The sequence below is a fragment of the Streptomyces sp. NPDC030799 genome, assembly GCF_055572255.1.
Window position 1 is genome coordinate 317,454 of the sequence record NZ_JBVIDS010000010.1, and the last position, 18,891, is coordinate 336,344.

An 18,891-nucleotide genomic window follows, 5' to 3' on the forward strand; every position below is an offset into this window, starting at 1 on the left:
GCGGTCAATTCCGGGCCCCGCCCTCCTCGTACAGGGCCGTGACGGAACGAGCCGCCGCCAGCAGTTCGGCGCGGGCCTCGGGCGGGTCCAGCAGCTCCACCTGGTCGGAGAACCCGAGGAGTTGGCGGACCGCGCGCAGCACCGGGTAGGTCAGCCGGGCGGTGACCCACTCGCTCTCGCCGTCGTCGTCCGGCACCGCCGTCAGCTGGGCGGCGGCCACCCGCTGGAACATGTCGAGCCGCTCGCGCCGGACCCGTACGGTGACCTCGATCCCGCCCTGCCCCTCCTCCACCTGACGCCGCAACGCCTCCCAGGCGTCGGCGAGTTCGACCCCGGGCCGGCGCCGTACCGGCTCGTCCAGCGGGCGGGCGGAGCGGATCCGGTCGGCCCGGAACAGCCGCGGCTCCCCGCGCCGGTCGGCGACCAGGTACCAGACCCCGGCCTTGGCGACCAGACCGTACGGGTCCACGGTGTACGTCCGCGGCTCCCGCGCCCCGCTGTGCCGGTAGTGCAGCTTCAGGCGCCGGTCGGAGAACACCGCGTCCTGGAGCACCTCCAGGTCGACGGACTGCTGGGGGCCGCTCATCCAGCGGGTGGCGTCGACCAGGATGCGGCGGCTGGTCACCTCGGCGGCGGGCCGGTGCGGCGCCGGGAGCGCGGCCATCACCTTGCGCAGGGCGGAGCCGAGGGCCGCGTCGAGCCCGAGCGCGGCGTGCGCGCCCTGGGCGGCCAGGATGAACAGGGCGCGGGACTCGTCGGCGGTCAGTCCGGTGACGTCGGTGCGGAAACCGGCGAGGAGTTCGATGCCGCCGTGCCGGCCGCGCTCGGCGTACACCGGGACGCCGGAGGCCGACAGGGCCTCGACGTCCCGGTAGATGGTGCGGACCGACACCTCCAGCCGGTCGGCGAGTTCGTGCGCGGGAACACGGCCCCGGGTCTGCAGGAGCAACAGGATCGACAAGAGCCGGTCGGACTTCACGGGCCCAGAATCCCGCCCGGACGGATTCCCGCGCAAATGTTGACGGCGGGTGTCAGGTTATCGCGCCATTCTCGGCGCACCGACCTACCGAGAGGCACACCATGACCACCAGCACGAGCAGCGAGTTCATCGACCCGCGCCCCTTCTACGCCCGCGCCACCGACCAGGCGGCGGCCCTGATCAGGACCGTACGGCCGGACCAGCTCGACGGTCCCACGCCGTGTACCGAGTTCGACGTACGGGCCCTGCTGAGCCACATCGTCGGCGGCACCCGGCGGATCGCCGTGGTCGGCGAGGGCGGCGACGGACTCGCCGTGCAGCCCGTCGCCGACGGTGTCGAGGACGACGGCTGGGCGGCGGCCTACGACGAGGTGCGCGTCCGGGTGCTGAAGGCCTGGGAGAGTGACGAGCGGATGACGGCCCCGGTGCGGGTGCCGTGGGGTGAGGTACCGGGCCACGCGGCGCTCTCGGGCTATGTGATGGAGATCGTGACGCACACCTGGGACCTCGCCGAGGCTCTCGGGCACCCGCACCGGCTCGACCCGGAACTGGCCCGGTTCGCGCTCACCACCGCCCGCCAGGTGCTGCCCGACTCCCGCCCCCGCGACGAGGACACCCCCTTCGACACCCGCCGCCCCACACCCGAGGGCGCCGATCTCTACGAGCAGCTGGCCGCCTGGCTCGGCCGCGCCCCGCTCAGCCGCGCCTGACGCCCGCCACCACAGCGGGCCGGACCCACAACCGCCCCGACCGCCCGCACCGCAGGCTTTTCTCCGGCCGGGCCCCACCGGGCCATTCAGCCGAGCCCTGACCGCAGCACCCCCTCGGACCGGAGGCCACCGCTCGGCCGAACCCGGACCACAGCCGTCCCGCCGGCCGGAGGCCTCCGCTCAGCCGAGCCCGACCCGGGCCAGCTGGCGGGACTGGGCGACCAGGTTGCCCTCGCTGTCCCAGACCTCGGCGTCCTCCTCCAGGAAGCCGCCGGCCAGGTTGCGGGTGGTGATGGACACCCGCAGCGGGCCGGGGGCGGGACGGCGGCGGACGTGGACGGTGAGTTCGACCGTGGGCACCCAGCCCTTCAGGCCGAGCTCGAAGGCCGTGGGCGGCAGGGCGTCCACCGCCAGCAGCAGCGACAGCGGGTCGGCGTCACGGCCGTCGGCCAGCCCGAACCAGGCGCGCATCTCCCCCTTGCCGGAGGGCGCGCCCAGCGCCCAGCCCAGGGTCGAGGGGTCCAGCTTGAGCATCAGGCGGTCGGCGATCGACGAGCCGCCCTCGATCGGCGTCCCACCCGACGGCAGTCGGACGTCGGAGGGAGCGTCCTCCGGGCCGAAGCACTGGTCGAGGGGCGGGATCGCGGGCGGGGCGGCGGTCGTGCGGACGTCGTCGGGGAGGGTGGCGAGGTCGCCGTAGGAGGCGAGGACGCGGATGCGTTCGACCTCGTTGCCCTCGTCGTCGTACTGGAGGAGGGAGGCCTGGCCCGTGGAGAGGGTGCGGCCCGTGCGGACCGTTTGCGTGCGGACGACCGCCGGGCCGGGCCGGGAGGCGGTCAGGTAGTACGCGGAGACGGTGAAGGGGTCCGGGTGCGGAAGGGTGTCCGAGAGGGCCCGGCCGAGCACAGCCAGCAGGTAGCCGCCGTTCACGGCGTCGAAGATCGTCCAGCCGGCCGAGAGGTCGATGTCATAGACACCGGGCTCGCGTCGGGTGACCGCCGTGTCGCGGTCGAACTCGCTGTCGCCGATCACGGCCTGTGCGGCGGGGGCGGAAGCTGCTTCTGACATGGATGAACGGTACAATAGGAAACTACTAAGCGGTAGCTTTTCGAGTCACCGATCAGGGCACCCGAGGGCCCCGGATCCGTCTGCCGGGTGAGGTTCCGGCAATTTCTCGGTAAGTGTGCCGACTCGTCCACAACCTTGGAGGCCTGATTTCCATCTATGGGGGCATGAGCCTCACCGGGACTCCGTTCCTCTACACGACCATTGTGCTGGCCGTGGTTGCACTGATACTGCCGCTCGTGCTGTGGTCGCGAGTGCGCGGGCCCAAGCCCCTGCGTGCCGCCGCCCGCGTGCTGATGCTGCTGTTCGCCCAAGGCACCGCCGTCGCACTGATCTTCGTTCTGGTCAACAACCAGAACAACCTGTACGACAACTGGGCCGATCTGCTCGGCACCGGCAACCACGTCCAGCAGGCCCGGGACCTGGGCCGGGACGGCACCGGCGGCATAGCGGTGAAACGGTTGCCCAAGGTCAAGCAGACCTTCACCGCAGCCTCCGGACCCGGGATGAGTGCGGCCGGCGGGGTGCGCATCACCCAGCTCAAGGGCCGGGTCTCGGGTGTGAACGCCGAGGTCTACGTCTGGCTGCCGCCGCAGTACAACGACCCCGCCTACCGCCACAAGAAGTTCCCGGTGGTGGAGGTGCTGCCGGGCTACCCCGGTTCGGCGAAGGCCTGGTTCGGTTCCATGAGGGCGCACGAGCAGCTGCTGCCGATGATGCAGAGCGGCCAGGTGGCGCCCTTCATCATGGTCGCCCCGCGCACCAACCTGCTGGCCGGCGTGGACACCGGCTGCGCGAACATCCCCGGTCAGGTCAACGCCGACACCTGGCTCAGCATCGACGTGCCGAAGATGGTCATGGACAACTTCCGTGCCCAGCCGGCGCCGCAGGGCTGGGCCGTGGCCGGTTACTCCGCAGGCGCCCACTGCGCGGTCAAGCTGGCCGTGGCGCACCCGGACCGGTACCGGGCCGGGGTGAGCCTGTCCGGCTACAACGACCCGATCGGCGAGCGCAACTCCCTCGCGGCGCAGAACCCCACCCTGCGGGCCCAGAACAACCCCTATCTGATCCTGAAGAAGGCGGCCGTGCCGCCCCGGATCGCGCTCTACGTCTCCGGCGAGTCCCGCGACGGCTACGAGGCGGGCTTGGCGCTGGAGTCCGTCGCCAAGGCACCGACGACCGTGCACGTGGTATTCCTGCCGCGCAGCGCGGGCGGCCACAACATGGCGCTGTGGCGGCCCCAGGTCGGCGCGGTGTTCCGCTGGCTGACCCTGCAGATGGGCCAGAACCACGCCAAGGGGCAGGACCGCTCTCTCGGTGGGACCACGGGTTCTCCCACCGGGAACGCCGCCGGAACCACCGGCACTACTCCTCAGTCACCGTCGAACGGCGGTTCCACGCGCGCGGAGCTCGCCAGTGGAACCGCATCGCGAGCAGGCGCAGCACAAAAGCGGTGACGGCCGCGAGCCCACTGGTGAGGGGGGTCAGGGCGTCATAGCGCAGGCACAGCACCACCATGGTGGAGCCCACGATCGCTGGGACCGCGTACAGATCGCGGTCCCAGCGCAGTAGTGAGGGCACCTCGTTGGCGAGCACATCGCGCAGCACACCGCCGCCGACCGCGGTGGCGAGACCCAGGGTCGCCGACGCGGTCAGGTTGAGGCCGTAGCTGTACGCCTTGGTCGTCCCGCTGACGCAGAACAGGCCGAGGCCGGCCGCGTCGAAGACCAGCACCGCCGCCTGGATGCGTTCCACGTGCGGATGCAGGAAGAAGACGACCAGCGCGGCGAACAGCGGGGTGAGGAAGTACCCGAGGTCGGTGAAGGCTGCCGGGGGCACGGCGCCGATGACCAGGTCGCGGAACAGCCCTCCGCCCAGCGCGGTGACCTCGGCGAGCACGGCGATGCCGAACACGTCGAAGTTCTTCCGGACGGCCAGCAGGGCGCCGGAGATCGCGAACACGAAGATGCCGATGACATCGAGCGTGTGCTGGACGGAGGGACTGAAGAGTTGCTGGAGCTGCACCCCGGTATTCTCACCTGCCGAAGGGCGTGAACCTTACAAAGCCAGGCTCACAAGGCCGGTCTCCCTGTGGTGAACAGCCAGGTGTCGAACAGGTCGTCCAGCTTCTGCCCGCTGACGCGCTCGGCGAGGCGGATGAAGCCGGCGGTGTCCGCGTCGCCGTACCGGTGGAGCCTGGTCCAGGCGGGCAGCAGCCTGAAGAAGGCCTTGTCGCCGATGCGTTCGCGCAGTGCCTGGAGCGTCATCGCGCCGCGCTGGTAGACGGCGGAGGAGAACATCGTGTCGCGCTGCGGGTCGGCGACCTCGATCTGCCAGAAGCCGGAGTCCGCCGGACGGGCGTTGTAGGCGGCGAGGAAGGAGTCGTGGGCCGAGCGCGTGCCCTGGTGCTCCGCCCACAGCCACTGGGCGTAGCTGGCGAAGCCCTCGTTGAGCCAGATGTCCTTCCACCGGGCCACGCTCACCGAGTCGCCGAACCACTGGTGGGCCAACTCGTGCACGATGGTCGTCTCGCTGCGCACGGCCGAGTAGGCGGGCTTGCTCTGCACCTCCAGCGAGAACCCGGCCTCGGGCATGTCGTCGACGATCGCACCGGTCTCCTCGAACGGGTACGGCCCGAAGACGTGCGACCAGTAGTCGGTCGCGGCGGCGGTCACGGCGTACACGTCGACGCTGCTGCTGTTCTTCAGGACGGGATCGATCGCGACGTAGACCGGGATGCCGCCCGGGGTGCGGCCGGTGCGCACGTCGAACCTGCCGATGGTGGCGGTGGCGAGGTAGGTCGCCATCGGCTTCGACTCGCGCCAGTGGGTGTACGTCGAGCCGCCCTTGTCGTACGTCGACACGAGCCGGCCGTTGGAGACGCCGGTCAGGCCCTTCGGCGCCTTGATCCGGATGTCGTAGGTGGCCTTGTCGGAGGGGTGGTCGCTGGACGGGAACCAGGTGGAGGCGGCGTTGGGCTCACAGGCGACGAAGACACCGTCGGCGGTCTTCATCCAGCCGTACTTGGAGCCGAACACGATGGGCCCGCTGAGGGGCTGGGGTGTGCCGCCGTAGGTGACGGTGACCGTGAAGGTACGCCCGCGCGCCAGGCTTCGGCGGGGTGTGACCGTCACCTCGTCGCCGTCCCGCGTGAACTCGGCCCGTCTGCCGTTCACTTCGACCCTGGTGATCTGCAACTGCTGCAGGTCCAGGTCGAACGACGACAGGTTCTGCGTGGCGCGGGCGGTGAGGGTGGTACGGCCGTCCAGGCGGCCGGTGTCCGGGGCGTAGGCGATGTCGAGGCCGTAGTGCAGGGCGTCGAATCCGCCGTTGCCGAGGCGGGGGAAGTAGGGGTCACCGATGCCGGGGGCGCCCGGAGTGGGGGCGGGGGAAGCGCCGATGACGAGGAAGGAGGCCGCCGCGGTCGCGACGGCCCCCAGGCGTGCCGAACGGGAGAGTGCCATGGTCGTCCCTTTCGAGCGTGTACCGATCAGTGGTCGGACACGGACGACTCTGCACTCTCCCGTTCAGGCATGTGCATGACTTTGCCGGACTGTCATGCGCTACTTGTCGGTTGACTCCTGGGACTCGGTCCCGGAACCCGCGGCCGGCTCCTCGGAAGCCTCCGCAGAGGCCTCTTCGGCATCTGCCTCCTCGGCACCGGCCTCGGCGGACTCCTCGCCGCTTCCCTCGGCCAGCTCCGCCGCCACTGCCGCCGACGTCTCCGCCGACTCCGCGAGGACCTCGTCGGCGACCAGTTCCGCCGCCTCCTTCGCGGCGGTCAGCAGCACCGTGTCCTGCGGGGCCTGGTCCTCGAAGTTCTCCGGGTGGTGGCAGGCCACCCGCTGACCGGGCTGCAGCTCCAGCAGCGCCGGCTCGGTGGTCCGGCAGATCTCCGTCGCCTTCCAGCACCGGGTGTGGAACCGGCAGCCCGAGGGCGGCGCGATCGGCGAGGGCACGTCACCCTTGAGCAGGATGCGCTCGCTCTTCGCGTTCTTGCGCGCCGGGTCCGGGATCGGCACCGCCGACATCAGCGCCTTGGTGTACGGGTGCATCGGCGCCTTGTACAGCGAGTCCCGGTCGGCCAGTTCGACGATCTTGCCGAGGTACATCACCGCGATGCGGTCCGAGACGTGCCGGACGACCGAGAGGTCGTGCGCGATGATCACGTACGTCAGGCCGAGTTCCTCCTGGAGGTCGTCCATGAGGTTCACGACCTGCGCCTGGATCGACACGTCCAGCGCGGAGACCGGCTCGTCCGCGACGACGAGCTTCGGCTTCAGGGCGAGCGCGCGGGCGATGCCGATGCGCTGGCGCTGACCGCCGGAGAACTCGTGCGGATAGCGGTTGTAGTGCTCGGGGTTGAGACCGACCACCGACAGCAGCCGCTGCACTTCCTTCTTGATGCCGCCCTCGGGCTCGACGCCCTGGAGCCGGAAGGGGGCCCCGACGATCGTGCCGATGGTGTGGCGCGGGTTCAGCGACGAGTACGGGTCCTGGAAGATCATCTGCACGTCGCGGCGCAAGGGACGCATCCCGGTCACGCCGAGGTGCGTGATGTCCTTGCCCTCGAACTCGATGGTGCCGGCGGTCGGTTCGAGCAGCCGGGTGATCAGCCGGCCCATCGTCGACTTGCCGCAGCCCGACTCGCCCACGACACCGAGGGTCTCACCGGAGCGCACCTCGAAGTCGATCCCGTCGACCGCGCGCACGGCGCCGACCTGCCGCTGGAGCAGGCCCTTCTTGATGGGGAAGTGCTTCTGCAGCCCGGTCACCTTGAGCAGGATCTCGCCGGGAGCGGCGTCCTTCGTGAGCGTGGCCATACCGGCGGACTTCTCTTCCGCGCCGTCGCCCTGTGCGGGGATGCCCCCTGCTTTGTCCTCTGCGTTCTCACTCACAGCTTCGGCGCAATCTCTTCGGTCCAGATCCGTTCCCGCTGCTCCTGCGACATGTGGCAGGCGGCCCAGTGCTTGTCGCCGACCTCGGTCAGCTCGGGGCGGACCGTGCGGGTCAGGTTGTCCTTCGGGAGGTCCGCGTACGGGCAGCGCGGGTTGAAGGCGCAGCCGGACGGGATGTTGATCAGCGAGGGCGGGGAGCCCTTGACCGGGATCAGGCGCTCCTGCTGGTCGCGGTCCAGGCGCGGCATCGAGCCGAGCAGACCCCAGGTGTAGGGGTGGCGGGGCTCGTAGAACACCTTCTCGGCGGGACCGCGCTCGACGCAGCGGCCGCCGTACATCACCAGGATGTCGTCGGCGAGTTCAGCGACGACGCCCAGGTCGTGGGTGATGATGATGACCGCGGAGCCGAACTCCTTCTGCAGGTCGCGGATCAGGTCCAGGATCTGCGCCTGGACCGTCACGTCGAGCGCGGTGGTCGGCTCGTCCGCGATGAGCAGCTCGGGGTTGTTCACCAGGGACATGGCGATCATGGCGCGCTGGCGCATACCGCCGGAGAACTCGTGCGGGTAGTTGTCCACCCGCTTGTCCGGCTGCGGGATGCCCACGCGGTCGAGCATCTCGACCGCACGACGCTTGGCGGTCTTCTTGTCGACGTCGTGGTGGATCCGGTAGGCCTCCACGATCTGCGCGCCGATCGTGTAGTACGGGTGCAGCGCCGACAGCGGATCCTGGAAGATCATCGCCATCTCGCGGCCACGCATCTTGCGCACGTGGTCGGGGTCGGCGGACAGCAGCTCGGTGCCGTTCAGCCAGATCTCACCGGAGATCTGCGCCTTGCGCTTGCCGTACTGGCCGGCGGTGTGCAGGCCCATGATGCCGAGCGAGGTCACGGACTTGCCGGAACCCGACTCGCCCACGATGCCGAGGGTCTTGCCCTTCTCCAGCTTGAAGCTGAGCCCGTCGACGGACTTCACGAGGCCGTCGTCGGTCGGGAAGTGCACCTTCAGGTCGCGCACTTCGAGGAAGGAACTCGGCGCGGGCGAGGAGCTGGTGGGCTCGCCCACGGCCGCTCCGGTCTTGCTGAGTTCGGTCATGCGAGCCTCACTCGGGGGTCGATCACGGCGTACAGGATGTCCACCGCGAGGTTGGCGATGAGCACCGCGAGGGAGGTGATCAGGGTCACGCCCAGGATGATGGGCAGGTCCTGGTTCTTGATGGCGGTCAGCACCGCCTGGCCGAGGCCGGGGATGCTGAACGTGGTCTCGGTGAGGATCGCGCCGCCGATGAGGGCGCCGAGGTCCATGCCGAGCATGGTCAGGATCGGGGTCATCGTGGACCGCATGGCGTGCTTGCCGATGACGACCGGCTCCGTGAGGCCCTTGGCGCGGGCGGTACGGATGTAGTCCTCGCCGAGGATCTCCAGCATGGTGGCGCGGGTGATACGGGCGTACATCGCCGCGTACAGGAAGGCGAGGGTGACCCAGGGCAGGATCATGCTTCCGAAGTAGCCCGAGACGCTGTCGCCGAGCGGGATGTACTTGGGGCCGAACCAGTTCAGTCCGAAGACGAAGATCGCCGAGGCGAGCATGCCCGTGAAGTAGATCGGCAGGGACACGCCGCTGAGGGCGACGACCATCGCGCCGCGGTCCCAGATGCTGCCCCGCTTGAGGGCGGAGAGCACACCCGCCGCGACACCGAAGACCAGCCACAGCACGGCGGCACCGAGCGCGAGCCCCAGGGTCACCGGGAAGCGGTCGGTCAGCACCGGCCAGACGGCCTGCTCGCTGCGGAAGGAGTAGCCGAAGCACGGCGCGGCGCAGTGGGTGACGTCACCGCCGGCCGAGAAGGTGCGGCCGACGAAGATGCCCTTGAAGAAGTGCCAGACCTGGACGTAGATCGGGTCGCCCAGACCCAGCTTCTCGCGCACCGCCTCGACGGCGTGCGGGTCTGCCTGCTTGCCCACGAAGCTCGTGGCGATGTCCACGCCCGCCCACTTGGGGACGAGGAAGAAGATGCTGAAGACCACCAGGATGATGACCACCAGCATCACTGCGGCGGCGAACAGCCGCCTGATGAGGTAAGCGAGCACAGCTAACGGCCCGCCGCGGACCGCGGGCCCCCGGAGATCTTCCGGTGGGCCCGCGGCTCGCCGCGCCGGCCTTCACCTGCCTTTCGTGCCGTACGGCGGGTGTGCCGGGTTTACTTCGTGGACTTCAGGCCGAGGTTGACGAAGTCGTAGTAACCGCTGTACGCGTTCGTCGTGTACACGTTGGCCAGACGCGAGGAGCGGATGTTGAGCAGCCGCTCGAAGGTGAAGGGCAGGTAGTACGCGCCCTCCGAGACCTTGTGGTTGATCTCCGTGGCGAGCTGGGTCTTCTTCGAGTTGTCCAGCGTGGTGGTGTACTGGTCGAAGAGACCGTCGATCGTCTTGTCCTTGATCAGGGCGTAGTTGTTGTTACCGCTCTGCAGGATGTACTTGCTGCTCCACAGCGGGATGCCGTAGCCCTGGACGGTCGGGAAGTCCGGACCCCAGCCCATGATGATGATGCCGAGCTTCTTCTTCGCCACGTTCGAGGGCGAGCCGATGATGCCCGGGGACTGCGAGCCGTCGTACTGGTAGATGTCGGCGTTGATGCCGACCTTCTTCAGCGCGGCCTGCAGGGACTCGGCGGTGGCCACTTCCTGCGACTTGTTGTTGCGGACCGCGATGGTGGTGGAGAAGCCGTCCGCCTTGCCGCAGGCCTTCAGCTCCTGCTTGGCCAGGTCGGCGTTGCCGTTCTTGTTCTTGGTCGCGATCTGGTACGGGTCGTACTTCTGGCCCTCGCCACCGGCGACCGACGGCGGGAGCATGTTGGTGCCGATGTCACCACCGGCGATGGGGCCACCGCGGGCGGTCTGCAGCGACACGTGGTCGGCGGCGTAGATCACGGCCTTGCGGCAGTGGATGTTGTCGAACGGCTTGACGCTCTGCGGGAAGACCGCGTAGCGGATGAAGCCGGAGACCGGGTTGTCCAGGTTGTCCTTGTGCTGCTTCAGGGCGATCTGACGGCCCTGCGGGCCCAGGCCGGTCTGGCTGGCGTCCACGTCGTAGTCGCCGTTGAGCAGCTGCTGGTCGGAGTTGACCTGGTTGGTGGAGATGTCCAGGGTGATCTTGTCCGGGTACGCCTTGCGGACCGGGTCGGAGGACGCCTGCCACTTGTCGTTGCGGACCAGGACCAGGTTCTTGCCCGGGGCGTACGACTCGAACTTGTACGGACCCGAGGAGAACGGGTGCAGGCCGTACTTGGACTTGGTGTCCTTGTCCTGGCGGACCGGGGAGCCCGTGGTCATCGCCAGCGTCTGGAGGAAGTCCGAGTTGGGCGCAGGCAGGTGGAAGACGATCGTCTTCGCGTCCGGCGTCGAGATCGCCTTCAGGCCCAGGTGGTCCTTGGCGCTGTCCTTGTACGGACCCTTGTAGGTGTTCTTCGGGTCCAGCATCTGCTGGAGGTAGATCGGACCGCCGGACAGGACGTCCTGCGCCCAGACGCGCTCGATGCCGTACTTGACGTCCTGGGAGGTGATCGGCTTGCCGTCCTCCCAGGTGACGCCGTCACGCAGCGTGAAGGTGTAGGTCTTGCCGCCGTCCGAGACCTTGCCCATGTCGGTGGCGAGGTCCGGGGTGAGCGTGGCGCCCTCGGCACCGGGCGCGGTCTTGTAGGTGACCAGCTGGCGGCTGTAGTAGCGCGAGAAGTCCCACATGAACCCGTAGTAGCCGCGCGTGGTGTCCCACGAGTCGGCGTCCTGCGTGCTCACGAACTTCAGCGTGCCGCCCTTCTTGACCTGGTCGGCCTGGGCAACCTTGTTGACCGCCGCGTTGAAGCCGGCCGCGCCGTCCTTCGAGCCGCCGCCGTTGCCTCCGCCGCACGCCGCCGTGGTCAGCAGCCCGGCGACCACTGCGGCAGCGGCAAGGGCCTGCTTGCGCCGCCCTGAGGTGCGTTGGGTGTTCACGATCTCGGATCCTCCGGATTTGATGAGAGACCCCGTGGGAGAGCTCACGGGACGCTTGGGGTACGGCACTTCAGCGGGAGGCCTTCGGGTCGAGCGCGTCCCGCACGCCGTCGCCGAAGAGGTTGAAGGCCAGAACCGTGATGAAGATCGCCACGCCCGGGATCACCATGTACATGGGGTCCGAGTCGTAGTAGTCGATCGCGCTCGAGAGCATCTGTCCCCAGGAGGAGGTGGGCGGCTTGACGCCCACACCCAGGAAGCTGAGCGCCGCTTCGGTCAGGATGTTCGTGGGGATCATCATCGTCGTGTACACGATGATGGGCGCGACGAGGTTGGGCAGCAGCTCCTTGAAGAGGATGTAGAGCTGCCCGGCGCCGAGCGAGCGGGCCGCCTCGACGTACTCGCGTTCGCGCAGCGAGAGCGTCTGGCCGCGCACCACGCGGCCGATGTACGGCCAGCCGAAGAAGCCGATGACCAGGATCATCACGAACACACGCACGCCCGTGCCGGTGAGCCCCAGCATCTGGTTGGGCATGACGGAGACCAGCGCGATGATGAACAGCAGCTGCGGGAAGGCGAGGAGGCCGTCCATGACCCGGCTGATGACCGAGTCCACCCAGCCGCCGAAGAAGCCCGCCAGGATGCCGAGGATGGTGCCCAGGATGACGGCGACCACGGCGGACAGGAAGCCGACGAGCAGCGAGATCCGGGCGCCGTAGAGGATGCGGGCGAAGATGTCGCGGCCGTTGACCGGTTCGACACCGAGCAGGTGGTCGCCGCTGATGCCGCCCATCGAGCCCTTGGGGGTGCTGAACAGCGGGTCGATCAGGCCCTGGTGGTAGAGGTCCGGGTCCTGACCGACGAGACTCGTGATCACCGGTGCGAGCAGTGCGACCACGATGAGGAGGAGCACGACTACGCCGCCCGTGAGCGCCAGTTTGTCCCGCTTGAGGCGTTCCCAGGCGATCCGGCCCAGGGACCGGCCCTGAACGGCCTTCGCGTCGGTGGCCGCGACCGCCGCTTCCTCTGCCGCACCCGGGGCCGCTTCCGCGGTCGGCTCGTGCAATGGTGCCGTCATCAGGCTGGGACCCCTCTCAACCGGCGGTAGCCGGCCCGCACTTGCCGCTGGTAGCGGCATCAAACAGTCCGTCGTACACAGGGGCGAACCCCTTGAAGGGGGAGTCTTCAACGCTTGCGCGATCAGCCGCCAGCCTTGACGAGGAATGGATGCGCAACCGTGATGCAAGCAGGCGTTTCCTGTTATGCGGACAGGAAGTTACGGCGACCGGACGGGAGCCGGCCGGACAACTGCGTGGGCAAAACGGGACATACGGACGATGATCCCAGGTCAGTAGCTGCCGTGCACCGGTGGATAGCCGTATCCGGCGACGGGCGCCTGCTGCTGGGGAGAGGCCTGGAGCTGGGGCTGTGGCGCGGCGTGGGCGTCACGGTCGTAGAACGGGCGGGCATTGGCCCGCATCCACATCACGACCGGGTCGTACTCGTCGGTCATCGCGACCGTCGACACCGGCAGGCCCTCCGGGACCGCGCCGACGGACTGCTGCATCATCGCGCGCACCGAGTCGACCGCGGCCGGCGAGGTGTCGTACACGTCCAGGCCGATGGCGAGATACGGGGCGCCGAGCGCGGGCTGCACCCAGGCGCGGCGCAGCGAGCGCAGGGCCGGTGTGCGATGGGCGTTCTGCGCGAGCAGGGCGTAGAACTGCGGAATCTCGATGCCGGGTTCGGTCAGCCGGAGAGGGCCGGCGGGCTGGCGGTCCAGGCCCGTGGCGATGCGGCGCAGGTCCAGCCAGGGGATGCCGACGCCGCCGCCCGGGGCGTGCGGGTTGAGCCAGAGACCGTAGTGGTCCGGGTAGAGGGTGCGGGCCACGTCGAGCCCCTCGACGACCTCGTAGGACCGGTTCCAGCCGCTGGCCGAGAGTTCCTGGGCGGAGGTGACGCAGGGGGCGTACTGGAAGCCGTCGACCTCCATGTTTCCGTACTGGGCGTCCGGGGAGCCGGCCTGGCCGTGCCACAGGAGCATCCAGATCTGGCCGGCGGACGGGGTGGCGAGGGCACGCAGCAGGGCCTCGTAGGCGTCGTAGCGTCCGGGCGTGACCTGGCGCAGCATGTGCTCGACGCTGCCGCTGTGGCTCGCGCTCACCTGTCGTGCCCTTCTCTTTTTCGTGCCCCGCGTTTGGAGACAGCTTAAGCGCCCAGTGGCTCCGGGCCTTCTGTGCGTGCGCGGGTGCGGGTGTGTGGGGGGCTCGTCGCGCGGTTCCCCGCGCCCCTGGGCCGGCTGCCCCCGCGTCGTACCCGGTCGCCGTACTTCTAGTGACCGTATTGATAGAAGGGGCGGACGTTCGCCTTGAGCCATGCGGCCACCGGGTCGTCCGTCACGTCGAGGAGGACCAGGTTCATCGGCCACTTGACCGGGACTTTGCCCAGGGCGCGGCCCAGGGCCTGCATGGGGAGCGTGCGCAGGTCGCCCTCCCACTGGGAGAGTTCCACGCCGACGAACATCACCGGGTCGTCGGTCTCTATGGCGGCCAGGCAGCGGCGGGCGGTGAGGACCACGCCGGTCTCGGCGAACTCGGCGGACGCGGCGGAGAGGAAGTCGACCGGGTCGTCCTGCCAGTCGGGTTCGAAGAGGCGGACCCGGCCGCCGGTGCCGGGGCCGTCGAGCGGGGTGCGGCCGGCCCGGCACAGCTCGGCCACCGCCTCGGGCGGGAGCGGGATGCCGACCAGAGCGTCGGGGTTCACGGCGATGCCGACCTGCGGGGGCAGACCGCGGGCGAACTCCACGGCGGGAGCGATGGTGTACGCCATGTGGGAGCCGGCCGCCTGGCGCAGCTGTTCCTCGGAGCTGAACACCGGGACGTACGCCTGGCCGGCGATGTCCAGCGTGGGCAGGTCCAGAGCGCCGCTGTCGGGGCCGCCCCCGCTCGGCAGCGGGATCCACAGCAGACTGCGGCCCAGGACCTCGATGATCCGGCCGGCCGCGGCGGGTATGCCGAGGGAGGCCGAGAGCACCTCCTCCAGCTCGTTGCCGGGCCAGCCGCCGTGCGGCTGGGGGTGCGCCTGTGCCGGGAAGTCCGCGGGAATGTCCGCCGGGAAGTCCATCTGCCTACCGCCTGCTGGAAATCTCTGCTGTGACCAAGAAGGCTAGCGGGTGGCTGTGACAGTCCCTGCCCCTGCGCATATCGTCCCCCTCACCCTGGTGCTCATCGCCCCCCTCAGCCCTGTGCCCCCTCATCCGGTGAATGCGATCCGCCGCAGGGTGTCCGCCGCCGCGCGGTCCAGCAGCACGGCGGAGCCGCAGCCCGCGGGCGGCTCGCCCCGCCCGACCGCGGCGAGCAGCCGGGCGGTTGTACGGCGGTGGCGGCGGAAGGCGTAGCGGGAGACGGCCCGGCCGCGGGTCCGCTGGCCCTCGCGGGCCGTGTCCGGCGTGACGTCGAGCAGGAGCAGATGGAGGGTGCCGCCGCGGCGGCGGGCCGCGCGGGCGAGCCAGGCGCGCACCCAGGACTGGGTGCCGCAGTCGTGGACGACGACGCCCTCGCCGGTGCGCAGGGCGCGGCGCAGGACGGCGTAGTGGGCGAGGCGGACCAGCGGGCGGTAGAGGGCGTACGGGAGCGCGCGGGGCAGGCGGGCCGCGAAGCGGTCGCGCATGTCCTGGGAGTCGATGCGGCGCCCGGCGACCGCGCGCCGCATCAGGGTGGACTTGCCGCTGCCGGGCAGGCCGGCGATCACCACCAGGTCCTCGGGGCCGAAGAGCAGGGCGTGCGGGCTGCGGCCGGCGCGGTCGCGCAGGTCGCGGACGACGGGGGAAGGGGCGGTGCGCTGCCCGGGCACGGCGATGCCGGTGGTGACGGTGGCGTACACCGGGGTGCTGTTCATCGTGATCTTCCTCCCCTGTCGGCCCGGTAATCTTCCTGCCCGCTACGCGTAAAGAGAAGGTAATGAACGAGGGTGGCGAAGGGGTCCGCGTCCTGCCACAGGTCGGTTACAAAAGCCGGCCCGCCGTGCAATGATGTGGCCGCCAACTGCATACCGGCCGCTTGAATCCGCGCGGGAGAGTTCCTGGCAGCACTGCTGCCGGGACGCCGAAGGAGCAAGTCCCTCCCTTGAATCTCTCAGGCCCCGTTACCGCGCGGGCGAGGCACATCTGAAAAGCGGGCCGCTGCGACAGTGGCTCCACCCAAGGTGCAAGCCGTGATCGTCCCTGTGGCGGTCCTGGCGAACCTCTCAGGTTCCGATGACAGATGGGGAGGAACGTTCCTCGCCTGTCCTGCTTTCCTGGGAGACGACCGTCCGATGAGCAGTACCGAACCCCTTGAGCTGCGTCATACCGCGCTGGACGCGCTGCATCGCTCGCTCGGTGCGACGATGACCGACTTCGCCGGCTGGGACATGCCCCTGCGCTACGGCTCCGAGCGCGACGAGCACATCGCCGTGCGTACGAAGGCGGGCCTGTTCGACCTCTCCCACATGGGCGAGATCACCGTCACCGGCCCGCAGGCCGCCGCCCTCCTCAACTACGCCCTGGTCGGCAACATCGCCTCCGTCGGCGTCGGCCGCGCTCGCTACACCATGATCTGCCAGGCCGACGGCGGCATCCTGGACGACCTGATCGTCTACCGGCTCGCCGAGACCGAGTACATGGTCGTCGCCAACGCCTCCAACGCCCAGGTGGTGCTGGACGCGCTGACCGAGCGCGCCGCCGGCTTCGACGCCGAGGTCCGTGACGACCGGGACGCGTACGCGCTGATCGCCGTGCAGGGGCCGGAGTCCCCCGGCATCCTGAGGTCACTCACGGACGCCGACCTCGACGGCCTCAAGTACTACGCCGGCCTGCCCGGCACCGTCGCCGGCGTCCCGGCGCTGATCGCCCGCACCGGCTACACCGGCGAGGACGGCTTCGAGCTGTTCGTGAAGCCGGAGCACGCCGTGGAGCTGTGGCAGGCGCTGACCAAGGCCGGCGAGGGCGTCGGTCTGGTCCCCTGCGGCCTGTCCTGCCGGGACACCCTGCGCCTGGAGGCGGGCATGCCGCTGTACGGGCACGAGCTGACCACCGCGCTCACCCCCTTCGACGCCGGGCTCGGCCGGGTGGTGAAGTTCGAGAAGGAGGGCGACTTCGTCGGGCGCGAGGCGCTCACCGAGGCCGCCGCCCGGGCTCAGGAGAACCCGCCGCGGGTCCTCGTCGGGCTGATCGCCGAGGGCCGGCGTGTGCCGCGTGCCGGGTACGCCGTCGTCGCGGGCGGCCAGGTGATCGGCGAGGTCACCTCCGGCGCCCCCTCCCCCACCCTGGGCAAGCCGATCGCCATGGCCTACGTCGACGCGGCACACGCGGCGCCCGGCACCCCTGGCGTCGGCGTGGACATCCGGGGCAGCCACGAGCCGTACGAGGTCGTGGCGCTGCCGTTCTACAAGCGCCAGAAGTAGACACTGGGCGCGGTCATTGTGTGACCCCGCGCACGTTTCCGCTGCTCACCAGCGGTTTCCACCGTCCCCCTTCATCAGCACTCCCGCGCGTACAGGAGAATTCAGGCCATGAGCAACCCCCAGCAGCTGCGCTACAGCAAGGAGCACGAGTGGCTGTCGGCCGCCGAGGACGGCGTCTCGACGGTCGGCATCACCGAGTTCGCGGCCAACGCGCTCGGCGATGTGGTCTACGCCCAGCTCCCCGAGGTCGGCTCCACGGTGACCGCGGGCGAGACCTGCGGCGAGCTGGAGTCGACCAAGTCCGTCTCGGACCTGTACTCGCCGGTCACCGGTGAGGTCACCGAGGTCAACGAGGACGTCGTCAACGACCCGTCGCTGGTGAACTCGGCCCCCTTCGAGGGCGGCTGGCTGTTCAAGGTGCGCGTCACGGAGGAGCCGGCCGACCTGCTCTCCGCCGACGAGTACACCGCCCAGAACGCCGGCTGAGGAGTCGTAGCCGTATGACCTCCCTGAACACGCCCCTGCACGAGCTTGACCCGGAGATCGCCGCCGCGGTCGACGCCGAGCTCGGCCGCCAGCAGTCCACGCTGGAGATGATCGCCTCCGAGAACTTCGCGCCGCTCGCGGTGATGGAGGCGCAGGGCTCGGTGCTGACCAACAAGTACGCCGAGGGCTACCCGGGCCGCCGCTACTACGGCGGCTGCGAGCACGTCGACGTCGCCGAGCAGATCGCCATCGACCGGATCAAGGAGCTGTTCGGCGCCGAGTACGCCAACGTCCAGCCCCACTCCGGCGCCTCCGCGAACCAGGCGGCCCTGTTCGCGCTGGCCCAGCCCGGGGACACCATCCTCGGCCTGGACCTCGCCCACGGCGGCCACCTGACCCACGGCATGCGCCTGAACTTCTCCGGCAAGCAGTTCAACGTGGTCGCCTACCACGTGGACGCCGCCACCGGCCTGGTCGACATGGCCGAGGTCGAGCGGCTGGCCAAGGAGCACCGCCCGAAGGTGATCATCGCGGGCTGGTCGGCATACCCCCGTGAGCTGGACTTCGCCGAGTTCCGCCGGATCGCCGACGAGGCCGGCGCCCACCTGTGGGTCGACATGGCGCACTTCGCCGGACTGGTCGCTGCGGGGCTGCACGCGAACCCGGTGCCGTACGCCGACGTGGTCACCTCCACCACGCACAAGACGCTGGGCGGTCCGCGCGGCGGCATCATCCTCGCCCGCAGCAAGGACTTCGCGAAGAAGCTGAACTCGTCCGTCTTCCCGGGCTTCCAGGGCGGTCCCCTGGAGCACGTGATCGCGGCGAAGGCCGTCTCCTTCAAGGTCGCGGCCTCGGAGGAGTTCAAGGAGCGCCAGCGTCGTACCGTGGAGGGTGCCCGGATCCTCGCCGAGCGCCTGACGGCGGCGGACGCCCGTGAGGCCGGGGTGAACGTCCTGTCCGGCGGCACGGACGTGCACCTGATCCTCGTCGACCTGCGCGAGTCGGAGCTGGACGGGCAGCAGGCCGAGGACCGACTCCATGAGGTCGGTATCACGGTCAACCGCAACGCGGTCCCGAACGACCCGCGGCCCCCGATGGTGACGTCGGGCCTGCGGATCGGTACGCCGGCCCTGGCGACCCGCGGCTTCACGGCCGAGGACTTCGCCGAGGTCGCGGACGTGATCGCCGAGGCGCTGAAGCCGTCGTACGACGCCGAGGCCCTCAAGGCGCGCGTGAAGGCGCTCGCCGACAAGCACCCGCTGTACCCGGGCCTGAAGAAGTAAGCCCGGACCAGGCAAGTCCCCGGTGGGGCACTCGCAGGAGA

At 69.8% G+C, this 18,891-nt stretch carries 17 protein-coding genes and 2 riboswitches; of the genes, 5 read left to right on the forward strand and 12 right to left on the reverse strand.

What is annotated here, in order from left to right; translation table 11 throughout:
* Positions 1 to 4 precede the first annotated feature (4 nt).
* Positions 5 to 979, reverse strand: coding sequence for a helix-turn-helix transcriptional regulator (locus ACZ41I_RS25730; protein WP_399770581.1), 975 nt, complete (start codon positions 977 to 979; stop codon positions 5 to 7).
* A gap of 101 nt (positions 980 to 1,080) precedes the next feature.
* Here ACZ41I_RS25730 and ACZ41I_RS25735 point away from each other — a divergent pair, with 101 nt between their 5' ends.
* Positions 1,081 to 1,689, forward strand: coding sequence for a TIGR03086 family metal-binding protein (locus ACZ41I_RS25735; RefSeq protein WP_399770578.1), 609 nt, complete (start codon positions 1,081 to 1,083; stop codon positions 1,687 to 1,689).
* A 180-nt stretch (positions 1,690 to 1,869) separates the two neighbouring features.
* Here the strand turns inward: ACZ41I_RS25735 and ACZ41I_RS25740 are convergent, their stop codons facing one another.
* The gene (locus ACZ41I_RS25740) at positions 1,870 to 2,757 is read right to left on the reverse strand and encodes a thioesterase family protein (protein WP_399770575.1); all 888 of its coding nucleotides are present in this window, start codon (positions 2,755 to 2,757) and stop codon (positions 1,870 to 1,872) included.
* 164 nt (positions 2,758 to 2,921) lie between these two features.
* On the opposite strand from ACZ41I_RS25740, the gene ACZ41I_RS25745 reads away from it, so the two are divergent.
* Positions 2,922 to 4,211 carry an alpha/beta hydrolase gene (locus tag ACZ41I_RS25745; protein ID WP_363214616.1) on the forward strand — a complete coding sequence of 430 codons (1,290 nt, stop codon included), beginning with the start codon at positions 2,922 to 2,924 and terminating at the stop codon, positions 4,209 to 4,211.
* On the opposite strand, the gene ACZ41I_RS25750 is transcribed toward ACZ41I_RS25745, so the two are convergent.
* From ACZ41I_RS25750 to ACZ41I_RS25795, 10 genes are all read right to left on the reverse strand, one after another.
* The gene (locus ACZ41I_RS25750; protein WP_363214617.1) at positions 4,120 to 4,779 is read right to left on the reverse strand and encodes a trimeric intracellular cation channel family protein; all 660 of its coding nucleotides are present in this window, start codon (positions 4,777 to 4,779) and stop codon (positions 4,120 to 4,122) included. The genes ACZ41I_RS25745 and ACZ41I_RS25750 overlap by 92 nt on opposite strands.
* Before the next feature lie 47 nt (positions 4,780 to 4,826).
* Positions 4,827 to 6,218, reverse strand: coding sequence for a M1 family metallopeptidase (locus ACZ41I_RS25755; protein WP_399770570.1), 1,392 nt, complete (start codon positions 6,216 to 6,218; stop codon positions 4,827 to 4,829).
* 99 nt (positions 6,219 to 6,317) lie between these two features.
* The gene (locus ACZ41I_RS25760; protein WP_468515152.1) at positions 6,318 to 7,577 is read right to left on the reverse strand and encodes an ABC transporter ATP-binding protein; all 1,260 of its coding nucleotides are present in this window, start codon (positions 7,575 to 7,577) and stop codon (positions 6,318 to 6,320) included.
* 71 nt (positions 7,578 to 7,648) lie between these two features.
* The gene (locus ACZ41I_RS25765; protein ID WP_363214619.1) at positions 7,649 to 8,746 is read right to left on the reverse strand and encodes an ABC transporter ATP-binding protein; all 1,098 of its coding nucleotides are present in this window, start codon (positions 8,744 to 8,746) and stop codon (positions 7,649 to 7,651) included.
* Positions 8,743 to 9,741, reverse strand: a complete 999-nt coding sequence (locus ACZ41I_RS25770) for an ABC transporter permease (RefSeq protein WP_363214620.1) — start codon at positions 9,739 to 9,741, stop codon at positions 8,743 to 8,745. The genes ACZ41I_RS25765 and ACZ41I_RS25770 overlap by 4 nt, the downstream gene beginning before the upstream one ends.
* Positions 9,742 to 9,851: 110 nt before the next feature.
* A complete protein-coding gene (locus tag ACZ41I_RS25775; protein WP_399770563.1) occupies positions 9,852 to 11,639 on the reverse strand; it encodes an ABC transporter substrate-binding protein in 1,788 nt (595 codons plus the stop codon).
* Positions 11,640 to 11,709: 70 nt separating this feature from the next.
* On the reverse strand, positions 11,710 to 12,717 hold the full coding sequence (locus ACZ41I_RS25780; RefSeq protein ID WP_363214622.1) for an ABC transporter permease: 1,008 nt from the start codon (positions 12,715 to 12,717) through the stop codon (positions 11,710 to 11,712).
* Between the two features lie 270 nt (positions 12,718 to 12,987).
* Entirely contained in the window at positions 12,988 to 13,770 is a 783-nt protein-coding gene (locus ACZ41I_RS25785; protein WP_399771067.1) for an enhanced serine sensitivity protein SseB C-terminal domain-containing protein, read from the reverse strand.
* A 200-nt stretch (positions 13,771 to 13,970) separates the two neighbouring features.
* On the reverse strand, positions 13,971 to 14,762 hold the full coding sequence (locus ACZ41I_RS25790) for an enhanced serine sensitivity protein SseB (RefSeq protein ID WP_363214624.1): 792 nt from the start codon (positions 14,760 to 14,762) through the stop codon (positions 13,971 to 13,973).
* 129 nt (positions 14,763 to 14,891) lie between these two features.
* A complete protein-coding gene (locus tag ACZ41I_RS25795) occupies positions 14,892 to 15,536 on the reverse strand; it encodes an AAA family ATPase (protein WP_363214625.1) in 645 nt (214 codons plus the stop codon).
* Between the two features lie 162 nt (positions 15,537 to 15,698).
* Positions 15,699 to 15,798: riboswitch (glycine riboswitch) on the forward strand.
* A riboswitch (glycine riboswitch) is annotated at positions 15,799 to 15,911 on the forward strand.
* A 42-nt stretch (positions 15,912 to 15,953) separates the two neighbouring features.
* On the opposite strand from ACZ41I_RS25795, the gene gcvT reads away from it, so the two are divergent.
* From gcvT to glyA, 3 genes are all read left to right on the forward strand, one after another.
* On the forward strand, positions 15,954 to 17,081 hold the full coding sequence (gcvT, locus tag ACZ41I_RS25800) for a glycine cleavage system aminomethyltransferase GcvT (RefSeq protein ID WP_468515133.1): 1,128 nt from the start codon (positions 15,954 to 15,956) through the stop codon (positions 17,079 to 17,081).
* Between the two features lie 108 nt (positions 17,082 to 17,189).
* Complete coding sequence (gcvH, locus tag ACZ41I_RS25805) at positions 17,190 to 17,567, forward strand: glycine cleavage system protein GcvH (protein ID WP_399770556.1); 378 nt, start codon at positions 17,190 to 17,192, stop codon at positions 17,565 to 17,567.
* Between the two features lie 14 nt (positions 17,568 to 17,581).
* Positions 17,582 to 18,850 (forward strand): serine hydroxymethyltransferase, encoded by a 1,269-nt coding sequence (gene glyA / locus ACZ41I_RS25810; protein WP_363214628.1) that lies wholly within the window; start codon positions 17,582 to 17,584, stop codon positions 18,848 to 18,850.
* The last annotated feature ends 41 nt before the right edge of the window (positions 18,851 to 18,891 follow it).